We start from the raw sequence: 19,431 nt of genomic DNA, 5'->3' as shown, positions 1-19,431 counted from the left end.
TTTAGGGTGCGGGCGGCGCGATGGCAACGGGCCTCGCGCGGGGTCAGGCGAAGCCGTCGATCCGGCAGGTGATGAGGTCGTGGTCGGAGAGCGGACGGCCGGAAGGATCGAGCGAGGGCACGATGCGCGTATCGGAAACCGCAAGGCCGCGCGAGAAGAACCAGTCGAGCTTCATGGCCCGTTCCGGCCAGCGCGTGATGAGGCTCGGGCGTGTCGTCATCCTGTCCAGCGGACCGCCATGGCGGGTGAAGCCGCGCTCGGCCGCGCGGGCGAAAAGCCCTTCCGCCTCGAAGTCGCCGCCGGCATGGTTGCCGGTGTTGAGATCACCGCCGATGAGGACGGGGTGGCCGGGGAAGGCCGCATCGAGGGCGTCGATAAGGCCGACCATCTGGCGCTCGCGATAGGCGGCCGTGGTGGCGCTTTCGAAATGGGTGGAGACGAGAACGAGCGGGCCGGCCTCCGTGTTGACGACGGCGCCGACCGCCATGCGCTCGCCGAGGCGCGGCTGGTCGGCCTCGCCCATGAACCAGAGGCGCTCGCCCTCCAGCCGCAGCAGGAAGGCCGCGTGCAGCGGCACGGTGGCCATGAGGCCGTTGCCGTGCAGGCCGCGGCGGTTGAACCGGTCCCTGCAGAATTCCAGCTCCGTATCCGAGCCGAGGCCGAGCTCGATGAACTCGACGCCGTAGAGATAGGCCATGCCGAGATCGCCGGCGACCTCGGCCGTGGTGTGGCGCTGGCGCGTGCGGGCCATGCCGTCGTCCATCTCGGAGAGCAGAACGATCTCGGCACCGGTGGCGCCGAGATGTTCGGCGCTTTCGAGCGGGAAGAGGCAGCGTTCGAGGTTCCAGGCGGCGACGGTGAAGGGAAAGGGCAGCGGTTCGGCGCGTTCGGCCCGGCCGCCCTTCTCCACCGCGTTCATGCAGGCAAGCTGCGCCATGCGGGCATCGTGCGCGGAGATGGATTTTTCGAGATCGGCTATCGCCATGCGCTCCGCCGGAGTAGGGGCGGTCAGTCTGTCGACGGTGGTGCGGATCATGATGCGGCGGCCTCCAGCACCGGCAGGCCGGCGGCAAGGGTTTCCAGGCGGTCTTCGCCCGGCCAGTCGATCCGCCGGCCGCTGGCGCTGTCGAAGAAATGCAGCCGCGACGGCGCGACCGAGAGCGAGACGGTTTCCGGCAGCGGGTTTTCCGAGGAGACAGCGGCGACGAGCGGCTGATCGCCGACAAGGCCGTGCACGAGGCGCTGGGCCCCCAGTTCCTCGACATAATCGACCCGGAAGGGCAGGCTGCCCTCCCCCTCCGGATGGAGGCGCAGGTCCTCGGCGCGCAGGCCGACGGTCACGGCGCCCTGCGTCGGCACCGTGGCGCCGAGATCGATGAGGGCGGGTCCGAGGGCGAGCTTGCCGCCGTGCACTTCGCCCTCCGCGAGATTCATGGCCGGCGAACCGATGAAGCTGGCGACGAAGGTGGTGGCGGGACGGTGGTAGACGTCGAGCGGCCGGCCGATCTGCTCGATCCTGCCGCCGGAGAGCACGACGAGCCGGTCGGCGAGCGTCATCGCCTCCAACTGGTCGTGGGTGACGTAGATCGAGGTCGTGCCGACGCGGCGCTGCAGGCGCTTGATCTCGCCGCGCATGGAGACGCGCAGCTTGGCATCGAGGTTGGAGAGCGGCTCGTCGAAGAGGAAGGCGGAGGGTTTGCGCACGATGGCGCGGCCCATGGCGACGCGCTGGCGCTGGCCGCCCGAGAGGGCACGGGGCTTTCGCTCCAGATAGGGCTGGAGTTCGAGCATACGGGCGGCTTCCGCCACGCGCGCGTCGATCTCGGCCTTCGGCGTGCGGCGGTTCTTCAGGCCATAGGCGAGGTTTTCGTAGACCGTCATGTGCGGATAGAGCGCATAATTCTGGAAGACCATGGCGATGTCGCGGTCGGCCGGGTCGATCTCGTTGACGACGCGCGGGCCGATCGTCACCTCGCCTTCGCTGATCGTCTCCAGCCCCGCGACCATGCGCAGCAGCGTCGATTTTCCGCAGCCGGAGGGGCCGACGAGCACGATGAACTCGCCGTCGGCGATGTCGATCGAGACGGCGCTGACGGCGGTCACGCCGCCATTGTAGATCTTGGATACGTCCTTGATGCTGATCGCTGCCATGGGACGAGCCTCCTATTTGTCGCTTTCCGTAAGACCCTTGATGAACCACCGCTGGAAGATCAGCACGATCATGACCGGCGGCAGCATGGCGAGGATCGCCAGCGCAAAGGCCTCGTTGTAATCGGGAATGTTGGAGCCCACCCAGACGAGCAGGATCTGCTTGATGCCGCGCACCAGCGTGAAGAAGCGCTCGTCCGTCGTCATCAGCGTCGGCCAGAGATACTGGTTCCAGCCATAGACGAACATGATGATGAAGATGGCGGCCATCATGGTGCGCGAGAGCGGCACGAGCACGTCGATGAAGAACTTGAACGGCCCGGCGCCGTCGATGCGCGCGGCCTCCAGCAGCTCCTCCGGCACGGACTTGAAGAACTGGCGGAAGAAGAAGGTGCCGGTGGCCGAGGCCAGCAGCGGCACGATCAGGCCGGTATAGGTGTTCGTCAGCGAGAGCTTGTTCATCACCTCGTAGGAGGGAAGGATGCGCACTTCCAGCGGCAGGAGCAGCGTCGTGAAGATCATCCAGAAGAACAGCGTGCCGAGCCTGAAGCGGAAATAGACGATGGCATAGGCGGCGAGCATCGACAGCACGATCTTGCCGGCCGCGAAACCGATGCCGAGGATCAGCGAGTTCCAGATCATGCGGGCGCCGGTGATCTTGCCGGTGAAGCCGCCTTCCCGCGTCAGCACGGTGTTGTAGGTCTCGGTGAAGTGGCCGCCCCAGGCAAGCGAGAGGCCGTTGCGGTGGATGTCGGCCGCCTCGTGGGTGGAGGTCATGAAGGCGACCACCACGGGGGCGACCATGACGAAGACGCCGAGGAGGAGAACGAGGTGATCGAGGAGACGGATGCGGTTCATGGCGGGCGCCCTCTCAATTGTAGTGCACGCGCCGCTCGATGAAGCGGAACTGGAAGATGGTGAGCACGAAGACGACGATCATCAGGATGACCGACTGGGCCGAGGAACCGCCGAGGTCGTTGCCGCGGAAGCCGTCCATATAGACCTTGTAGACCAGGGTGATCGGGTTGTTGGCCGCCTTGTCCTTCACCATCACGTCGATGACGCCGAACGTGTCGAACAGCGCATAGGTCATGTTGATGACGAGCAGGAAGAAGGCGGTGGGCGCGAGCAGCGGCAGCGTCATCGTCCAGAAGCGCCGCATGCCGGAGCGGCAGTCGATGGCGGCGGCTTCCCGCACGGAGGCCGGAATGCTCTGCAGGCCCGAGAGGATGAAGATGAAATTGTAGGGGATCTGCTTCCACACCGACACGATGATCATGGCGATGGCGGTGTCGTTGTAGTTGAGGCCGACCTTCATGTCCCAGCCGAAAAGGGCGGCGAACTTCACCAGCGGGCCGATATGCTGGTCGAAGAACATCATGCCCATCAGGCCGGCGACCGGCGGGGCGATGGCATAGACCCAGATCAGCAGCGTCTTGTAGGCGGCGCTGCCCTTCAGCACCGCATCCGCCTTGACGGCGAGCAGCATGCCGATGCCGAGCGAGAGGAAGGTGACGAGCGCGGTGAAGACCACGGTGAAGCGGGCGATCGACTGGTACTGCACGGAGCCGAGCGCATCCGAATAGTTCGACAGGCCGACGAAGGTGGCGCCGAAGCCGAAGGGATCCTCGAGATAGAAGGACGACTGGATCGCCTGGACGGACGGCCAGTAGAAGAACACGAAGATGATCGCCATCTGCGGTGCGAGGAAGAGATAGGGCAGATAGGGCGAGGAGAATTGCACGCGCTTCATGGGCGATCCTTCGATGGCGGACACCCCCTCATCCGGCCTGCCGGCCCCCTTCTCCCCGGCGGGGAGAAGGGGAGATGTTGCAGCGTCTGCGGTCCCCCTCTCCCCTTGGGGAGAGGGTCGCCGAGCGAAGCGGAGGCGGGGTGAGGGGGATTCCTACCCTGTCAGCCGGCGGTCTTGGCGAAGCGGGCGAGCAGGTCGTTCGCTTCGGTCTCGATCGTCTTCATGGCGTCTTCGACCGAGGTTTCGCCGGCGAAGATGCGGCCGTATTCGCGCTCCATGATCTCGCGGATCTGCGGGTAGAAACCGAGGCGGTAGCCCTTCGACCAGTCGCCCGACTTGAGCATGAGCTGCTGGATGCCGACTTCGGCGACCGGGGTCTTTTCATAATAGCCTTCGGACTTCGCCAGCTCGTAGGCCGCCTTGGTGATGGCGACGTAGCCGGTGGCCTGGTGATAGAACTTCTGGATTTCCGGCGAGGTCAGGAACTGGAAGAAGTCGGCCGTGCACTTGTTCTCTTCGTCCGGCTTGCCGGACATGGCGAACAGCGCGGCACCGCCGATGAACGAGTTGGTGCCGGCCCCTTCAATGCCCTGCCAGTAGGGCAGGAAGGCCGCGGTGAACGGCTTCTGCGCCGTCTTCTGGAGGCCGCCGAACGAACCGGACGACCCGATCCAGAGGGCGGCCTTGCCATCTTCGAAGAGCTTCTGGTTGTCGTTCCAGCCGGCACCGAAATAGCCGAAATAGCCCTCGTCGGCCCAGGCCTTCAGCTTGGTGAACATCATGACGAGGTTCGGGTCCGTCATGTTGATCTTCGTGTCGGTGACCGAATCGTAGCCGTTGTTGTTCGTCGCGAACTGGATGTTGTTGCGCGAGAAGAAGTTTTCCGTGAACTGCCAGGTGAGCTGCGACTGGACGAGCGGCAGGTAGCCGGCTTCCTTCAGCTTCGGCGCGATCGCCTCGAACTCTTCCCAGGTCTTCGGCGCTTCGACGCCGGCCTTCTCCAGGGCCTCGGTGTTCACGTACATGATCGGGGCGGAGGAGTTGAACGGCATGCCTACGAACTTGCCGTCCGGCGCGGCGTAGAAGTAGCGCACGCCCTCGATGAAGGCTTCGCGGTCGAACGGGTGGCCGGCGCCGGTGATCAGGTCTTCGGCCGGGATGACGGCGCCCGGAGCGTTGATGATCGTCGCCGCGCCGGCGTCGAAGACCTGCAGGATGTTCGGCTGTTCGCCCGAGCGGAAGGCGGCGATGCCGGAAGCAAGCGCTTCCTCGTAGGTGCCCTTGGAAACCGGCGTCAGGGCACAGGCCGACTGGGCGGCGTTGAACTTCTGGGCGACTTCGTTGATGACCTCGCCGTTGCGGCCGGCCATGCCGTGCCACCAGGTGATGTTGGTGGCGGCCATCGAGGCCGAGGCGGAAAACGCGAGTGCGAAACCTGCGAGGGAAAGCGGCTTGAACATGGGTTGCTCCTCTTCACCGGATTTGGTGTGAGGGTGCACTAATGAGCCACCGTGACGGGCGCGTTACGGTTTCATGTCAGTTTCGTTACATTTTCCTTTTGGTCAAAACGCATCCGGCAGATGCCGGGGAAGCCGCCAGGGGCGGACGGCGACAATGTCGTACCGGAGGGAGAGGCGGTGGCCGTCGGGCTGGCGCGAGAGCCAGATTTCGCTTGCCGCGCGGATGCGCCCTTGCGCGGTTCCGGTGACGGCGAAGACGGCGCTGTCGACGTCACGGCGCGCCTTCACCTCGACGCAGACGACGAGGTCGCCGCGCCGCGCGATGATGTCGATCTCGCCGAGCTTCGTGCGGTAGCGGATCGCGCGGATGCGAAAGCCCTTGGCGGCAAGGTAGAGCGCGGCGATGTATTCGGAGACGTGTCCGCGGCGAAAGGCCTTCAGCCGGCCCGTATCCGCCGGCCTATTGCCCATCGCCGCCCTTCAGGTCGATGAGGCGCTGGTAGAGGTCGCGCCGCGGCAGGCCGGTCTGCCGCGCGGCCTCGGTGGCCGCCTTGCCGGCCGGCATGTCCCTGACGAGCGCGGCAAGCAGCCGGTCGACATCTTCCGCCTCGGGCGCGGCCGCCGCACCCGGCGGGCCGATGACGAAGACGATCTCGCCCTTGACGGCGTGGCCGTCGCCATAATGCGCCGACAGCTCCCCGAGCGTTCCGCGGCGGAATTCCTCGAAGGTCTTGGTCAGTTCGCGGCAGACACAGGCCGCCCGCCCCTCCCCCAGCACCTCGGCCGCCGCCGCGACCGTCGCGGCGATGCGATGCGGGGATTCGAAGAACAGCAGCGTCGCCGGCACGCCCGCAAGCTCGGCGAGGCGATCGCGCCGCGCCTTGTCCCTGGACGGCAGGAAGCCGGCGAAGAAGAAGGCCTCGTTGGGCAGGCCGGAGCCGACGAGCGCGGCAAGCGGGGCGGAGGCGCCGGGGATCGGCACGACGCGGTGCCCGGCCGCAATCGCGAGCAGCGCCAGCCGGTATCCGGGATCGGAAACGAGCGGCGTGCCGGCATCGGAGACGAGGGCGACGGATCTGCCTCCCTCCAGCGCGGCGATGAGGCGTGGGCCCGCCTCGTCCGCATTGTGCTCGTGGTAGGCGTAGGGCCGGTTGACGATGCCGTAGCGGTCGAGCAGCACGCGGGTGACGCGCGTGTCCTCGCAGGCGAGCACGTCGGCGCCTGCCAAGGTTTCGAGCGCCCGCAGCGTGATGTCGGAGAGATTGCCGATCGGCGTCGCGACGAGATAGAGCGCCGGCTCCAGCGGCCGGGCGGGGATCACGGCATTGTGCAGGCGGAAAGTCTTCGCGCCTTCGCCCCCGCCGTTTGCCGCACCCTCGTCCCGCATCGCCCGTCACCTTTCCAGCCGCTGGACGGCCGCATGTCTTCATCCTTATGGGCGAGCGGGCAGGCCCTCGCAAGGTCCGGCGGTTGACTATCCTGTGTTCCACGCCGTTAGCACTTGCAAAGTTCCGCATGTTTCTGCCATTTTGCCCGTCCACATCTTCCGGCGCCCGCCGGGATTTCAAGGCAATGCCGCGCCGGACCTCCGGCGTGCTAGCGGTCGAAAGCGGTACAGTTCATGCGCATTACTCTCGAGCGGTCCAATCTTCTGAAGTCGCTGAACCACGTCCATCGCGTGGTCGAACGGCGCAACACGATCCCGATCCTCTCGAACGTGCTGCTGCGCGCGGACGGCGCGAGCCTCGACATGAAGGCGACCGACCTCGACCTCGAGATCACCGAGGCGACGCCCGCCCAGGTCGAGCAGGCCGGCGCGACGACCGTTCCGGCGCACCTGCTCTACGACATCGTGCGCAAGCTCTCGGACGGTTCGGAAGTGCTGCTCGCCACCAGCGCCGACGGCGCCTCGATGACGGTCGCCTCGGGCCGTTCCAAATTCTCGCTGCAATGCCTGCCGCAGTCCGATTTCCCGGATCTCACCGCCGGCAGCTTCTCGCACACGTTCCGCCTCAAGGCGACGGATCTCAAGATGCTGATCGATCGCACCCAGTTCGCGATCTCGACGGAGGAGACCCGCTACTACCTCAACGGCATCTTCATCCACACGATCGAGAGCAAGGGCGAACTGAAGCTCCGGGCCGTCGCCACCGACGGCCATCGCCTGGCCCGCGCCGATGTCGAGGCCCCCTCGGGCTCCGAGGGCATGCCGGGCATCATCATCCCGCGCAAGACGGTCGGCGAGCTGCAGAAGCTGGTCGACAATCCGGACCTGACCGTCACCGTCGAGGTCTCGGACGCGAAGATCCGCTTCACCATCGGCTCCATCGTGCTGACCTCCAAGCTGATCGACGGCACGTTCCCGGATTACCAGCGCGTGATCCCGACAAACAATGACAAGGAACTGAAGATCGACTGCCAGTCCTTCGCCCAGGCCGTCGACCGCGTCTCCACCATTTCCTCCGAGCGCGGCCGCGCCGTGAAGCTGGCGCTCGGCGACGGCCAGCTGACGCTGACCGTCAACAACCCGGATTCGGGCAGCGCTACGGAAGAGCTGCCGGTCGGCTATGACAGCGACCCGCTGGAAATCGGCTTCAACGCGAAATACCTGCTCGACATCACCTCCCAGCTCTCCGGCACGGAGGCCGTCTTCATGCTGGCCGATCCGGGCTCGCCGACGCTGGTGCGCGACCTTGCCGGCGACGACGCGCTCTACGTGCTCATGCCGATGCGCGTATAGACGCCGCCATATCGGGAAACCGCCTTGGAACCCGCCGGTCCTCCGGCGGGTTCTTTTTTAGGAAGCGCTTTCGCGGGCGGGGGAAACTTGCAGGCGGCGGCGCAATCAGACTTGTTTTTGACGCAAACCGCGTCACATATTCGCAGAAGGCCGGGCGAAGCAGGCGGACACGAAGCCCCTTCCCGGCCATGTAGAAGTGCTACCATGAAGGGGGATGGCATGACGTTGCGCGTGAAGGTCAAGGAACGGCTCGGCAAGAAATTTGACGACGAGATCCGGTTCTTCAAGGGCTGGATGAGCAATACGCGGGCCGTCGGTTCGATCATCCCCACCTCTTCGGTCACCGCGCGCCGCATGGCGAGCGTCATCAATCCGGCCTCGGGCCTTCCCGTGCTCGAACTCGGGCCGGGCACCGGCGTCATCACCAAGGCAATCCTCGGGACCGGCCTTGCGCCGGAAAAGCTGACCTCGGTCGAGTTCTCCACGGATTTCTACAATCACCTCGTCGCGCGCTTCCACGGCGTCAACTTCATCAATGGCGATGCCTTCGACCTCGACAGGACGCTCGGCGATCTTCGCGACGCCACCTTCGACAGCGTCATCTCCGCCGTGCCGCTGCTCAATTTCCCGATGCACAGGCGCGTCGCGCTGATCGAGGACCTGCTCTCGCGCGTTCCCGCCGGCCGGCCGGTCGTGCAGATCTCCTATGGCCCGCTCTCCCCCGTCGTCGCCATGCCGGACCGCTACCAGATCAGCCATCTCGACTTCGTCGTGCGCAACATCCCGCCGGCGCAGCTCTGGACCTACCGCCGCACCCATTGAGGGGCGGCCATGTTCGCCCTTTATATCACCCATCCGCAGGTCGCCATCGACCCGGCCGTGCCGGTGCCCGACTGGGGCTTGTCCGAGCGCGGCCGCGAACGGGCCCTGCTCGCCGCCTCGGCCGGCTGGGCGCGGCAGATCGGCCGCTTCGTGGCAAGCACCGAGCGCAAGGCGATCGAGACGGCGGAAATCCTTGCCGCCGGCCGCCTTGCCGTCGAGACCGACCACGCCATGGGCGAGAACGACCGTTCCGCCACCGGCTACCTGCCGCCCGATGCCTTCGAGGCCGCGGCCGACGAATTTTTCGCCCATCCGGAGCGGAGTTTTCGCGGCTGGGAGCGCGCGGTGGATGCGCAGGCGCGTATCGTCGCCGCCGTCGAGCGGGCGCTGGCCGGTCACGACCCGGAAATCCCGATCGCCTTCGTCGGCCATGGCGGCGTCGGCACGCTGCTGAAAGGATACCTCAAGGGCAAGCCCATACGCCGGGACGGCGACCAGCCGGGCGGCGGCGGCAATCTTTTCGCTTTCGGCCTTGCGGACCGCATCGTCGCATGCGACTGGACGCCAATGGAATCTTGGAAAGGGTTTTGACCATGTCCGCGCGCGACCGCCTGATCGTTGGCCTCGATGTACCGACCATCGCGGAGGCGGAAAAGGTGGTCCAGACGCTCGGCGACACCGCCCTCTTCTACAAGATCGGCTACCAGCTGGTCTTTGCCGGCGGCCTGGAATTCGCCCGCGACCTCGCCAGGGATGGCAAGAAGGTCTTCCTCGACATGAAGCTGCTCGACATCGACAACACGGTGGCCAAGGGCGTCGAGAACATCGTCAAGATGGGCATGTCCATGCTGACCCTGCACGCCTATCCGAAGGCCATGGCCGCCGCCGTCGCCGCCGCCAAGGGTTCCGATCTCTGCCTCCTCGGCGTCACGGTGCTCACCTCCATGGACGCCAAGGACGTCATCGACGCCGGCTACGAATACGATCCGCACACGCTGGTGCTGCGCCGCGCCGAACAGGCCCGCATCGCCGGCATGGGCGGCGTCGTCTGCTCCGCCGAGGAAGCCAGGGCCGTGCACAAGATCGTCGGACCCGACATGGCGATCGTCACGCCGGGCATCCGCCCGGCCGGCGCCGATCTCGGCGACCAGAAGCGCGTCATGACCCCGGCCGACGCGCTGAAGGCCGGCTCCAGCCACCTCGTCGTCGCCCGCCCGATCGTTAAGGCAGACGATCCGCTTGCCGCAGCAAGCGCGATCCTCGCCGAAATGGACGGCATACGCGCAGCATAACAAAAGGGAGAGAGACATGCCCAAGGGCTACTGGATCGCACAGGTCGATGTGCGCGACACCGAACGCTACAAGGATTACGTCGCCGCTGCCAAGCCGGCCTTCGAAAAGTACGGCGCGAACTTCATCGCCCGCGGCGGCGCCTTCGCGCAGCTGGAAGGCCGCGTGCGCGCCCGCAACGTGATCATCGAGTTCCCCTCGCTGCAGGCCGCCGTCGATTGCTACAATTCGCCGGAATACCAGGTCGCCGCCGCCATCCGCCAGGAAGTGGCGGACGCGGAAATGGTGGTCGTCGAGGGCCTCTGAGCCGGCCATCCCGGCTCCCGGAAAAACCCGGCACAAGAGACGCTTCGCCGCGCTTCACCTTGCGAACGCTTTGGGCTATGTAGGCGCTACCGACCTACAATGTTCTTCAGGAGCAGCCTCATGACCTTGTCCAACCTTCCGCCGCTCGTCACAGTCTTCGGCGGCTCGGGCTTCGTCGGGCGTCATGTGGTGCGTGCGCTGGCGCGCCGCGGCTACCGCATCCGCGTCGCTGTCCGCCGGCCGGACCTTGCCGGCTTCCTGCAGCCGATCGGCGGCGTCGGCCAGATTTCCTTCGTGCAGGCGAACCTGCGCTACCGCCAGTCCGTCGATCGCGCCGTGGAAGGCGCCGACCACGTCATCAACTGTGTCGGCATCCTCTTCGAGAGCGGCCGCAACAATTTCGACGCCGTGCAGGATTTCGGCGCCCGCGCGGTGGCGGAAGCCGCCCGCGCCGTCGGTGCGAAGCTCACCCACGTCTCCGCCATCGGCGCCGACGAGAAATCCGCATCCTCCTACGCCCGCACCAAGGGTCGCGGCGAAGCGGCGGTGCTGCGCACGGTTCCCGATGCCGTCATCCTGCGACCCTCCATCATCTTCGGCCCGGAAGACGGCTTCTTCAACAAGTTCGCCACCATGGCCCGCTATGCCCCGGCCCTGCCGCTGATCGGCGGCGGCCACACGAAGTTCCAGCCGGTCTACGTGGCCGACGTCGCCGAAGCCGTCGCCCGCTCGGTGGACGGCACGATCGAGCGCGGCCGCATCTACGAGCTCGGCGGTCCGGAAGTGCTCACCTTCCGCCAGTGTCTCGAAACCATGCTGCGCGTGATCGACCGCAAGAACCCGCTCGTCTCGCTGCCCTTCGGCATCGCCTCGCTGATCGGCTCCATCGCCTCGCTCGTGCCCCTTATCAAGCCGCCGCTGACGGCCGACCAGGTCACGCTGCTGCGTGTCGACAATGTGGTCTCCGACGCCGCCCGCAGCGAGGGCCGCACGCTGGAGGCGATCGGCATCGAGCCGGTCCTCGTCGAGGCGATCCTGCCGAGCTACCTCGTGCGCTACCGGCCGCAGGGCCAGTTCACGCGGATCGACCGCGCCGCCTGACCGATTTCCATCCTAAATAACCGGCCGGCACGGGGCGATCCCGCGCCGGCCGGCCCGTGTTTTTCGAAGCGCTTTGGGCAGGCTGTTGCACTTATGCAGCGGTTAAAAAAATCACTGCGGCATTTACGCGCGATTCAGCATGTCGCGATATTGATTGTCTTCGGGCCAGCGAATAAACACCGCCCCCGTCGCGTCGTACTGATGACAGTTCTGCGGCGTATTTTCAGGACTTTGAGAGGCTTCCGGCGCAATGGGCAAGGCAATTGCAATCTTCTTCGGATTTTCGGCTCTGATCATCGTGGCCGGATCCTTTGCCGCGCCGTCGACGGTCTCGGCCGGCAAGCACGGCTGTTCGCCGGCCTACGGCGTCGATCCCTGCACGACCGCCTCGGTCAAGTAAGGGCGGGCCGGCCAGAGCCGGCCGTAACAATCTTCACCCGAAGATCAGAAGGCCGATGAGGCCCAGCGTTCCCACGACGATCCGCCAGATGGCGAACAGCGTGAAGCCGCGGCGCGAGACGAAGTCGAGCAGCGAGCGCACGACGAAGAGACCCGCCACGAAGGCTGCGAGGAAGCCGACGCCGATGACGAGAAGGTCGTCGGACGAGAGCGCGTCGCGGTTCTTGTAGAGATCGAGCGTGAAGGCGCCGACCATGGTCGGCATGGCGAGGAAGAAGGAAAACTCCGCCGCCGAGCGCTTGTCCGTGCCCATCAGCAGGGCGCCGGCGATCGTCGCCCCCGAGCGCGAGGTGCCGGGGATCATGGCCAGGCACTGGCAAAGGCCGATCTTGAAGGCGAGCGACGGCGGGTACTTCATCGCATCCGTATAGCGCGGCTGGAGCGGCAGGCGGTCGATCACGTAGAGGATGACGCCGCCGACGATCAGCACGATGCAGATCAGCATCGGGGTTTCGAAGAGTACCGTCTTGATGAAATCATGCGCCAGCGCGCCGATGACGGCGGCCGGCAGGAAGGCGATGAGCACGCTGGCGACGAAGCGCCGTGCCTCCGGGCTCGACGGCAGCGCAAAGGCGATGCGGAGCAGCTTGGCCGCGTAGACGGAGAGGATGGCGAGGATCGCGCCGAGCTGGATGAGCACGGCGAAGGTGTTGCCTGGCGACTTGAAGCCGAGGAAGTGCCCGGCGAGCAGGATATGGGCGGTGGAGGACACCGGGATGAATTCGGTCAGGCCCTCGATCAAACCGAGAATGAGGGCGCTGACGATGGACTGGTCTGCCATGTAGGTTCCTTGGGAAAGGGGACGAAAGCCACGGAATGAAGCGGGCTTCGAGCCTCCCACAAAACCCCGCCCGGAGGTTTTGTGGGAGGCCCATACGGCAAAAAGCCCGATTCGCTTGTGTTTGTACCACCAAATTTCTATAGGTTCGTCAAATCAGCCATGGTCAAATCAGCCCGCATGCGCGCTCGACCCGGCCACAGCCCCTTCCGCAAGACCAGCAAAGCAGCCTGATGCCCACACTCTATCATCACCCGATGTCCGCCGCGTCCCGCTTCGTCCGCCTGATCCTGGCGGAATACGGGTTCCAGACGGAGCTTGCCGAAGAACAGCCCTGGGAAAACCGGCGTGATTTCCTCGCCCTCAACCCGGCCGGAACGCTGCCCGTCTATGTCGACGACAGCATGCGGGCGCTCTGCGGCGCGAGCATCATCTCCGAATATCTCGACGAGACGCACGGCGTCCTGAAGCGCGACCGCCGGCTGCTCGCCGAAGACCCCTTCCAGCGCGCGGAAATCCGCCGCCTGACGGAATGGTTCCTGCAGAAGATGGAGCAGGACGTGACGCGCCCGCTGGTGCGCGAGCGCATCTTCAAGCTGCAGATGACGCCGGACCAGGGCGGCGGCCCGCCGGACAGCAAGATCCTGCGCAATTCGCGCGCCAATATCCGCCAGCACATGAAGTATCTTTCCTGGCTCGCCGGTTCGCGCACCTATCTTGCCGGCGACCGCCTCAGCTATGCCGACCTTGCCGCCGCGGCCTGTCTTTCGGTGCTCGACTATATGGGCGAGATCAACTGGGCGGACGCGCCGCAGGCCAAGGAATGGTACCAGCGGCTGAAGTCCCGCCCCTCCTTCCGCCCGCTGCTGGCCGAGCGCGTGCGCGGCGTCACCCCGGTCTCGCACTACGCGGACCTCGACTTCTGAGGACGGGGCGATGTCGGGCGACGACAGGATCCGGCGCCGCCTGACCGACTTCCTCAAGGCGGAAGCGGCGGACAAGGGGTTCGACCTCTGTCGCATCACCGCCCCCGATTCCATTCCCGAGGCGCCGCCCCGGCTCGCCGACTTCCTTGCCGCCGGCTATCACGGCACCATGGACTGGATGGCGGAGACCGAGGCACGGCGGGCCGATCCGCGCGTCCTGTGGAGCGCGGTGCGCTCCGTCGTCCTCTTCGGCATGAACTACGGCCCGGCGCACGATCCGCGCGCCGTGCTTTCCATGCCCGACCGGGCAGCGATCTCCGTCTATGCGCAGAACCGCGATTATCACGACCTCATCAAGGGCAGGCTGAAGGAAGTGGCGACGCGCTTTGCCGCCCGCGGCGGGGTGGACGTGAAGGTGTTCGTCGATACGGCGCCGGTCATGGAAAAGCCGCTCGCCGCCGCTGCCGGGCTCGGGTGGCAGGGCAAGCACACCAACCTCGTCAGCCGCACGCACGGCTCCTGGCTCTTCCTCGGCAGCCTCTTCACCACGGCCGACCTTGTCCGCGACGAGCCGGAGCGCGACCATTGCGGCTCCTGCCGCGCCTGCCTCGACGCCTGCCCGACCGACGCCTTTCCAGCGCCCTACAAGCTCGATGCGCGGCGCTGCATCTCCTATCTCACCATCGAGCACAAGGGACCGATCGATCCCGCCATCCGCGAGAAGATCGGCAACCGCATCTATGGCTGCGACGATTGCCTGGCCGCCTGCCCCTGGAACAAGTTCGCCGCCGCGGCCTCGCAGATGAAGCTCATCGCCCGCGAGGAACTGAAGGCGCCGGCGATCGCCGATCTCCTGACCCTCGACGATGCGGGTTTCCGTACGCATTTCTCCGGCTCGCCGGTCAAGCGTATCGGCCGCGACCGCTTCATCCGCAACGTGCTGATCGCCGCCGGCAATTCCGGCGACCGCAGCCTGATCGCGCCCTGCCTCCATCTTGCCGACGACGCGTCCCCCGTGGTGCGCGGCATGGCCGCATGGGCGCTTTCCCGGCTGATGGCGGCTTCCGAATTTACGAAATTTGCGGCAGGAAGGGCGGACGACGCGGACGCGGACGTGCGCGCGGAATATGAAAGAGCAAAGGCAGACTGTCGATGACGCATCTCCTGATCCTCGGCGCCGGCTTCTCCGGCAAGGCCATCGGCCAGACCTTCAGGGCGGCCGGTTTTTCCGTCTCCGGCACGACGCGCTCGGCGGAAAAGGCAGAGGGCCTTCGCGCCCTCGGCATCGCGCCGATCCTCTATGACGGCGGCCCGATCCCCGAGGCCCTTGCGGCCGACATGGCGCGCGCCACCCATGTCGTGCAGTCCATCGCGCCCGGCAAGGAGGGCGACCCGCTGTTCCGCGCCGGCATGCCGCCGATCTCCGCCCTGATGCCGGAGCTCGCCTGGGCCGGCTATCTTTCGACCGTCGGCGTCTACGGCGACCACAAGGGCGGCTGGGTGGACGAGGATACCGCGCTGAACCCGGTTTCCGCCCGCTCCATCGAGCGGGTGGAGGCGGAGAACCGCTGGCTCGACTTCGGCAGGGCCTCGGGCCTGCCCGTCGCCGTGCTGCGCCTTGCCGGCATCTACGGGCCGGGCCGCAATGCGCTGCGCAACATGGAAGAGGGCACCGCGCGCCGCCTCGTCAAGAAGGACCAGGTGTTCAACCGCATCCGCGTCGAGGATATCGGCCGTTCGGCCCTCTTCCTTGCACAGAAGTCCCTCGGCGGCCTCTGGAACATCACCGACAACGAGCCCGGTCCGCCGCAGGACGTGGTGGCGGAAGCCGCCCGGCTGATGGGCCTGCCGGTGCCGCCGGATATTCCTTTCGAGACGGCGGAACTTTCTCCCATGGCCCGGTCTTTCTACGCAGAGAACAAGCGCGTCTCGAACGCCAAGCTGCGTGCTGCCGGCTTCGAACTTCGCTTCCCGGACTATCGCCAGTCGCTCGCCGATCTCCATGCGGCCGGCCGCTGGCGCGGTTGAGGGGCGAGGCCGGCAGGGCTGGCTTTTGCGATTTAATACAACTTTTAATTTACCTGCCTCATTTTTGCCGCCGAATTCATGCGCAGTAACTGCTAATATTGAAAGTTTTTTCCGAGAATTTGCGCGATTGCCGGATGACCATTCCAACTTGCAAGTCGATCCAGTTTAGTGACTGATTCGGAAGATTCTTTTCCGCCATCCGAACGAAGATCAAAAATCCATCGCCGGCGATGGACTGTATATCGCACGGCCTCCCTACAGCAATTGCGGCGGGTTGAGGCACGTTTTTGCCATTTTTGCTTCCTCATAGGGCGATCATCACAGCGGAAATTCGCAACTTTCCCGGAAGGTCATCCGATACATGATGCTCAAGCTCTCCAGCCTCGCACTCGCCTCGCTCGTCACAGCCTCCTCCACCTTCGTTACATTCTCCGATGCTGAGGCCGCCGGTTGCGGTCGTGCCTCCTGGTATGCGCTGCACTCGCGCACCGCCTCCGGCGAGCGCATGAACCCGAACCTCCTGACGGCCGCCCACCGGAGCCTGCGCTTCGGCACCAAGGTGAAGGTCACCAACGCGAACAACGGCAAGAGCGTCGTGGTGCGCATCAACGATCGCGGCCCGTTCATCCGCGGCCGGGTGCTAGACCTCTCCAAGGCTGCCGCCTCCAACATCGGCATGATCCGCTCCGGCCACGCCAAGATCTGTTACGAAGTCATCGGCTGACGAGCGCTATTGTGCGGCTCCCGGCTTGCCCTTCGCGCATTCCGCCGCTACCACGACGCAAAACGGAGATGACGGATGCGATTGGGTGGGCGGCTCTCGGGAGCCATCGAGGTTCTGACGGATATCGAGACGCGGCGGCGCCCCGTCGCCGATGCACTGAAAGACTGGGGCCTCTCCCATCGGTTTGCCGGTTCCGGCGACCGCGCCGCGATCGGCAATATCGTCTATGACGCGCTGCGCATGAAACTGTCGCACGCCTTCCTGATGGACGATGACAGCCCCGCCGCCCTCGGCCATGCCGTGCTCCTGCGCCAATGGGGCCTCGCCCCCGAGGCGCTTGCCGCCGAGTTCGACGGCGACCGGTTTGCCCCGGAGCCCATTTCCGACGAAAAGCTTGCCGCCTTCCGCGCCCGCACTCTCGACGACGCCGCGCTGCATGTGCAGGGCGACATTCCCGAATGGATCCAGCCCGCCTTCGAGGCCAATTTCGGCGAGGCCTGGCTGGCGGAAGCCAAGGCGCTTGCCGGCCGGCCGACGCTGGACCTGCGCGCCAACACGCTGAAGGCCGGCCGCGACAAGGTGCTGAAGGCGCTGGAGCGCAACGCCGCCGTCGCCTCGGCCATCGCCCGCGAGGGCATCCGCATTCCCGCCGGCGAAGGCCCCTCGCGCCTGCCGAACGTCACCGCCGACCTTGCCTTCCAGAAGGGCTGGTTCGAGGTGCAGGACGAAGGCTCGCAGATCGTCGCCGATCTCGTCGTGCCGCAGGAGGGCGAGCAGGTGCTCGACTTCTGCGCCGGCGGCGGCGGCAAGACGCTCGCCATGGCGGCCGCCATGCACAACAAGGGCCAGGTGCACGCCTACGACACCGACCGCAAGCGCCTCGCCCCGATCATCGAGCGGCTGAAGCGTGCCGGCACGCGCAATGTCCAGGTGCACGAGACCATTGCCAGCCTTGCCCCGCTGAACGGCCGTTTCGACCGCGTGCTGGTCGATGCCCCCTGCACGGGCACCGGCACCTGGCGCCGCCGGCCGGACACCAAATGGCGCCTCACCGAAAAGAACCTCGAGGAACGCCTCACCCAGCAGCAGGAAGCGCTTGCCAATGCCAGCGCCTTCGTGCGGCCGGGCGGCTTCCTGCTCTATGTCACCTGCTCGATCCTGCCGCAGGAGAACGAGGAACAGGTGCACGGCTTCTGCGCGGCCAATCCGGAGTTCGAAATCCTGCCCGCGACCGACACCTGGAAAAAGCTGTTCGGCGCGGACAAGCCGCAGCCCTGGTCGCGCGACGGCAAGACCGTCACCCTGACGCCGGCCTCGACCGATACGGACGGCTTCTTCTTCTGCGCCATGGGCCGCAAGGCCTGAGGCGGTTGCGCTCTGTCAAGTGTACCGGAACAGCTTGAAATCGTTCTAAACTATACACTTTGACACAAGTTTTTATTTGGTCCATGACAGTAACGCCTGAATAATCCCGGGCCCGGCGAGATGCCGGACCATCCGGGCGGCGGCCGCCAAGGGAGGCAAGCCGTGACGTCCGGTGTCGGGGGACACATCGAACAGGACACCAGGAGACGTCATGACCACTTCCTTCCTCCGCGCGGCCGCCTTTGCGCTTGCTGCCGCGACATCGGGGCTCGCCATCGGTTCCGCCCATGCGGCCGCCGATCCGGCCGCGATCGTCAAGCACTATGCCGAAATCGCGCATGCCAAATTCTCCGACTCGCTCGACGCAGCAAAAGCGCTCGACGCAGCGGTCGACGCGCTCATCGCCAAGCCGGGCGACGACACGCTGCAGGCCGCGCGCGAGGCGTGGCTGAAGTCCCGCGTGCCCTACCAGCAGACGGAAGCCTATCGCTTCGGCAATCCGCTGGTCGATGACTGGGAAGGCAAGGTCAACGCCTGGCCGCTCGACGAGGGCCTGATCGACTATGTCGATGCCAGCTACGGCACGGAGAGCGACGAGAACGCCCTCTTCGTCGGCAATGTCATCGCCAATCCGAAGCTGGAGATTGGCGGCAAGACGATCGACGCCACCACCATCACGCCGGCCGTCCTGCAGGAGCTGCACGAGGCGGGCGAAGTGGAAGCGAACGTGGCGACCGGCTACCACGCCATCGAATTCCTGCTGTGGGGCCAGGACCTCAACGGCACCGGCAAGGGCGCGGGCAACCGCCAGGCGAGCGACTATGACACGGCCAATTGCACCAACGGCAATTGCGACCGCCGCGCCGCCTACCTGAAGGCCGCATCCTCGCTGCTCGTCACCGATCTGGAAGAGATGGTGACGGCCTGGGCGCCGGATGGCGACGCCGCCAAGAACGTCACCGCCGATCCGAAGGCCGGTATCACCGCCATGCTGACCGGCATGGGCTCGCTCTCCTATGGCGAACTTGCCGGCGAGCGCATGAAGCTCGGCCTCCTGCTGCACGATCCGGAAGAAGAGCACGATTGCTTCTCCGACAACACGCACAACTCGCACTACTACGATGTCGTCGGCATCCAGACCGTCTATACGGGCGAATATACCCGTGCGGACGGCTCGAAGCTCGCCGGCCCGTCGCTCTCCGAGCTGGTCGCGGAAAAGGACGCCGCGCTCGACACGGAGATGAAGGCCAAGCTCGACGCCAGCCACGCCGCCTTCAAGGCGCTGGTGGACCGCGCGGAAGGCGGCGAAGCCTACGACCAGATGATCGGTGAGGGCAACGAAGAGGGCAACAAGGTCGTCCAGGCCGCCGTCGACAGCCTGATCGACCAGACCAGGACGATCGAACGCGTCATCGCCTCGCTCGACCTCGGCACGATCGAGCTTGAAGGCTCCGACAGCCTGGATAATCCTAACGCTGTCTTCCAATGATAGAAGGCGGGCCGCTTCCCCCGGGTGGCGGCCCGATCCATA

The 19,431-nt window shown here is 65.9% G+C and carries 21 protein-coding genes; 12 read left to right on the top strand and 9 right to left on the bottom strand.

Annotated features, from left to right (window positions below; translation table 11 throughout):
* Positions 1-43 precede the first annotated feature (43 nt).
* The 7 genes from AABQ55_RS04170 to rsmI all read right to left on the bottom strand — a co-directional run bounded on the left by AABQ55_RS04170 (position 44) and on the right by rsmI (position 6,748).
* Positions 44-1,036 carry an endonuclease/exonuclease/phosphatase family protein gene (locus tag AABQ55_RS04170; protein WP_272807370.1) on the bottom strand — a complete coding sequence of 331 codons (993 nt, stop codon included), beginning with the start codon at positions 1,034-1,036 and terminating at the stop codon, positions 44-46.
* Positions 1,033-2,151 carry a sn-glycerol-3-phosphate import ATP-binding protein UgpC gene (locus AABQ55_RS04165; protein WP_272807369.1) on the bottom strand — a complete coding sequence of 373 codons (1,119 nt, stop codon included), beginning with the start codon at positions 2,149-2,151 and terminating at the stop codon, positions 1,033-1,035. The genes AABQ55_RS04170 and AABQ55_RS04165 overlap by 4 nt, the downstream gene beginning before the upstream one ends.
* 12 nt (positions 2,152-2,163) lie before the next feature.
* Entirely contained in the window at positions 2,164-3,006 is an 843-nt protein-coding gene (gene ugpE, locus AABQ55_RS04160; protein WP_272807368.1) for a sn-glycerol-3-phosphate ABC transporter permease UgpE, read from the bottom strand.
* A gap of 13 nt (positions 3,007-3,019) precedes the next feature.
* Positions 3,020-3,901, bottom strand: coding sequence for an ABC transporter permease subunit (locus AABQ55_RS04155; protein WP_272807367.1), 882 nt, complete (start codon positions 3,899-3,901; stop codon positions 3,020-3,022).
* 161 nt (positions 3,902-4,062) lie between these two features.
* Entirely contained in the window at positions 4,063-5,361 is a 1,299-nt protein-coding gene (locus tag AABQ55_RS04150; RefSeq protein WP_272807366.1) for an extracellular solute-binding protein, read from the bottom strand.
* 102 nt (positions 5,362-5,463) lie between these two features.
* Positions 5,464-5,832 (bottom strand): YraN family protein, encoded by a 369-nt coding sequence (locus AABQ55_RS04145; RefSeq protein ID WP_272807365.1) that lies wholly within the window; start codon positions 5,830-5,832, stop codon positions 5,464-5,466.
* On the bottom strand, positions 5,822-6,748 hold the full coding sequence (gene rsmI / locus AABQ55_RS04140) for a 16S rRNA (cytidine(1402)-2'-O)-methyltransferase (RefSeq protein WP_244767204.1): 927 nt from the start codon (positions 6,746-6,748) through the stop codon (positions 5,822-5,824). The genes AABQ55_RS04145 and rsmI overlap by 11 nt, the downstream gene beginning before the upstream one ends.
* 234 nt (positions 6,749-6,982) lie before the next feature.
* Here rsmI and dnaN point away from each other — a divergent pair, with 234 nt between their 5' ends.
* From dnaN to AABQ55_RS04110, 6 genes are all read left to right on the top strand, one after another.
* Positions 6,983-8,101 carry a DNA polymerase III subunit beta gene (dnaN, locus tag AABQ55_RS04135; RefSeq protein ID WP_244767203.1) on the top strand — a complete coding sequence of 373 codons (1,119 nt, stop codon included), beginning with the start codon at positions 6,983-6,985 and terminating at the stop codon, positions 8,099-8,101.
* A gap of 219 nt (positions 8,102-8,320) precedes the next feature.
* Positions 8,321-8,923 carry a phospholipid N-methyltransferase PmtA gene (gene pmtA / locus AABQ55_RS04130; protein ID WP_272807364.1) on the top strand — a complete coding sequence of 201 codons (603 nt, stop codon included), beginning with the start codon at positions 8,321-8,323 and terminating at the stop codon, positions 8,921-8,923.
* A 9-nt stretch (positions 8,924-8,932) separates the two neighbouring features.
* A complete protein-coding gene (locus AABQ55_RS04125; RefSeq protein WP_272807363.1) occupies positions 8,933-9,514 on the top strand; it encodes a histidine phosphatase family protein in 582 nt (193 codons plus the stop codon).
* A 2-nt stretch (positions 9,515-9,516) separates the two neighbouring features.
* A complete protein-coding gene (gene pyrF, locus AABQ55_RS04120) occupies positions 9,517-10,215 on the top strand; it encodes an orotidine-5'-phosphate decarboxylase (protein ID WP_272807362.1) in 699 nt (232 codons plus the stop codon).
* Between the two features lie 16 nt (positions 10,216-10,231).
* The gene (locus AABQ55_RS04115) at positions 10,232-10,519 is read left to right on the top strand and encodes a DUF1330 domain-containing protein (protein WP_244767199.1); all 288 of its coding nucleotides are present in this window, start codon (positions 10,232-10,234) and stop codon (positions 10,517-10,519) included.
* Positions 10,520-10,639: 120 nt separating this feature from the next.
* Entirely contained in the window at positions 10,640-11,620 is a 981-nt protein-coding gene (locus AABQ55_RS04110; RefSeq protein WP_244767198.1) for a complex I NDUFA9 subunit family protein, read from the top strand.
* A 123-nt stretch (positions 11,621-11,743) separates the two neighbouring features.
* On the opposite strand, the gene AABQ55_RS04105 is transcribed toward AABQ55_RS04110, so the two are convergent.
* Both AABQ55_RS04105 and AABQ55_RS04100 read right to left on the bottom strand, forming a co-directional pair.
* Positions 11,744-11,917 (bottom strand): hypothetical protein, encoded by a 174-nt coding sequence (locus tag AABQ55_RS04105; RefSeq protein WP_272807548.1) that lies wholly within the window; start codon positions 11,915-11,917, stop codon positions 11,744-11,746.
* Positions 11,918-12,053: 136 nt separating this feature from the next.
* On the bottom strand, positions 12,054-12,860 hold the full coding sequence (locus AABQ55_RS04100) for an undecaprenyl-diphosphate phosphatase (RefSeq protein ID WP_272807361.1): 807 nt from the start codon (positions 12,858-12,860) through the stop codon (positions 12,054-12,056).
* Positions 12,861-13,090: 230 nt separating this feature from the next.
* Here AABQ55_RS04100 and AABQ55_RS04095 point away from each other — a divergent pair, with 230 nt between their 5' ends.
* From AABQ55_RS04095 to AABQ55_RS04070, 6 genes are all read left to right on the top strand, one after another.
* Entirely contained in the window at positions 13,091-13,783 is a 693-nt protein-coding gene (locus AABQ55_RS04095) for a glutathione S-transferase family protein (RefSeq protein ID WP_272807360.1), read from the top strand.
* A 10-nt stretch (positions 13,784-13,793) separates the two neighbouring features.
* Positions 13,794-14,939 carry a tRNA epoxyqueuosine(34) reductase QueG gene (gene queG, locus AABQ55_RS04090; RefSeq protein ID WP_272807359.1) on the top strand — a complete coding sequence of 382 codons (1,146 nt, stop codon included), beginning with the start codon at positions 13,794-13,796 and terminating at the stop codon, positions 14,937-14,939.
* Positions 14,936-15,811 carry an SDR family oxidoreductase gene (locus AABQ55_RS04085; RefSeq protein WP_272807358.1) on the top strand — a complete coding sequence of 292 codons (876 nt, stop codon included), beginning with the start codon at positions 14,936-14,938 and terminating at the stop codon, positions 15,809-15,811. The genes queG and AABQ55_RS04085 overlap by 4 nt, the downstream gene beginning before the upstream one ends.
* Before the next feature lie 361 nt (positions 15,812-16,172).
* Entirely contained in the window at positions 16,173-16,535 is a 363-nt protein-coding gene (locus AABQ55_RS04080) for a septal ring lytic transglycosylase RlpA family protein (RefSeq protein WP_432346464.1), read from the top strand.
* A gap of 75 nt (positions 16,536-16,610) precedes the next feature.
* Entirely contained in the window at positions 16,611-17,900 is a 1,290-nt protein-coding gene (locus AABQ55_RS04075) for an RsmB/NOP family class I SAM-dependent RNA methyltransferase (protein ID WP_272807357.1), read from the top strand.
* Positions 17,901-18,111: 211 nt separating this feature from the next.
* Positions 18,112-19,389, top strand: coding sequence for an imelysin family protein (locus AABQ55_RS04070; protein WP_272807356.1), 1,278 nt, complete (start codon positions 18,112-18,114; stop codon positions 19,387-19,389).
* The last annotated feature ends 42 nt before the right edge of the window (positions 19,390-19,431 follow it).

It is taken from the genome of Shinella sp. WSD5-1, assembly GCF_963942435.1.
GTDB lineage: Bacteria > Pseudomonadota > Alphaproteobacteria > Rhizobiales > Rhizobiaceae > Shinella > Shinella yambaruensis.
Note: the sequence above shows the minus strand (reverse complement) of the source record. Positions and strands in the feature narration are given on the sequence as shown.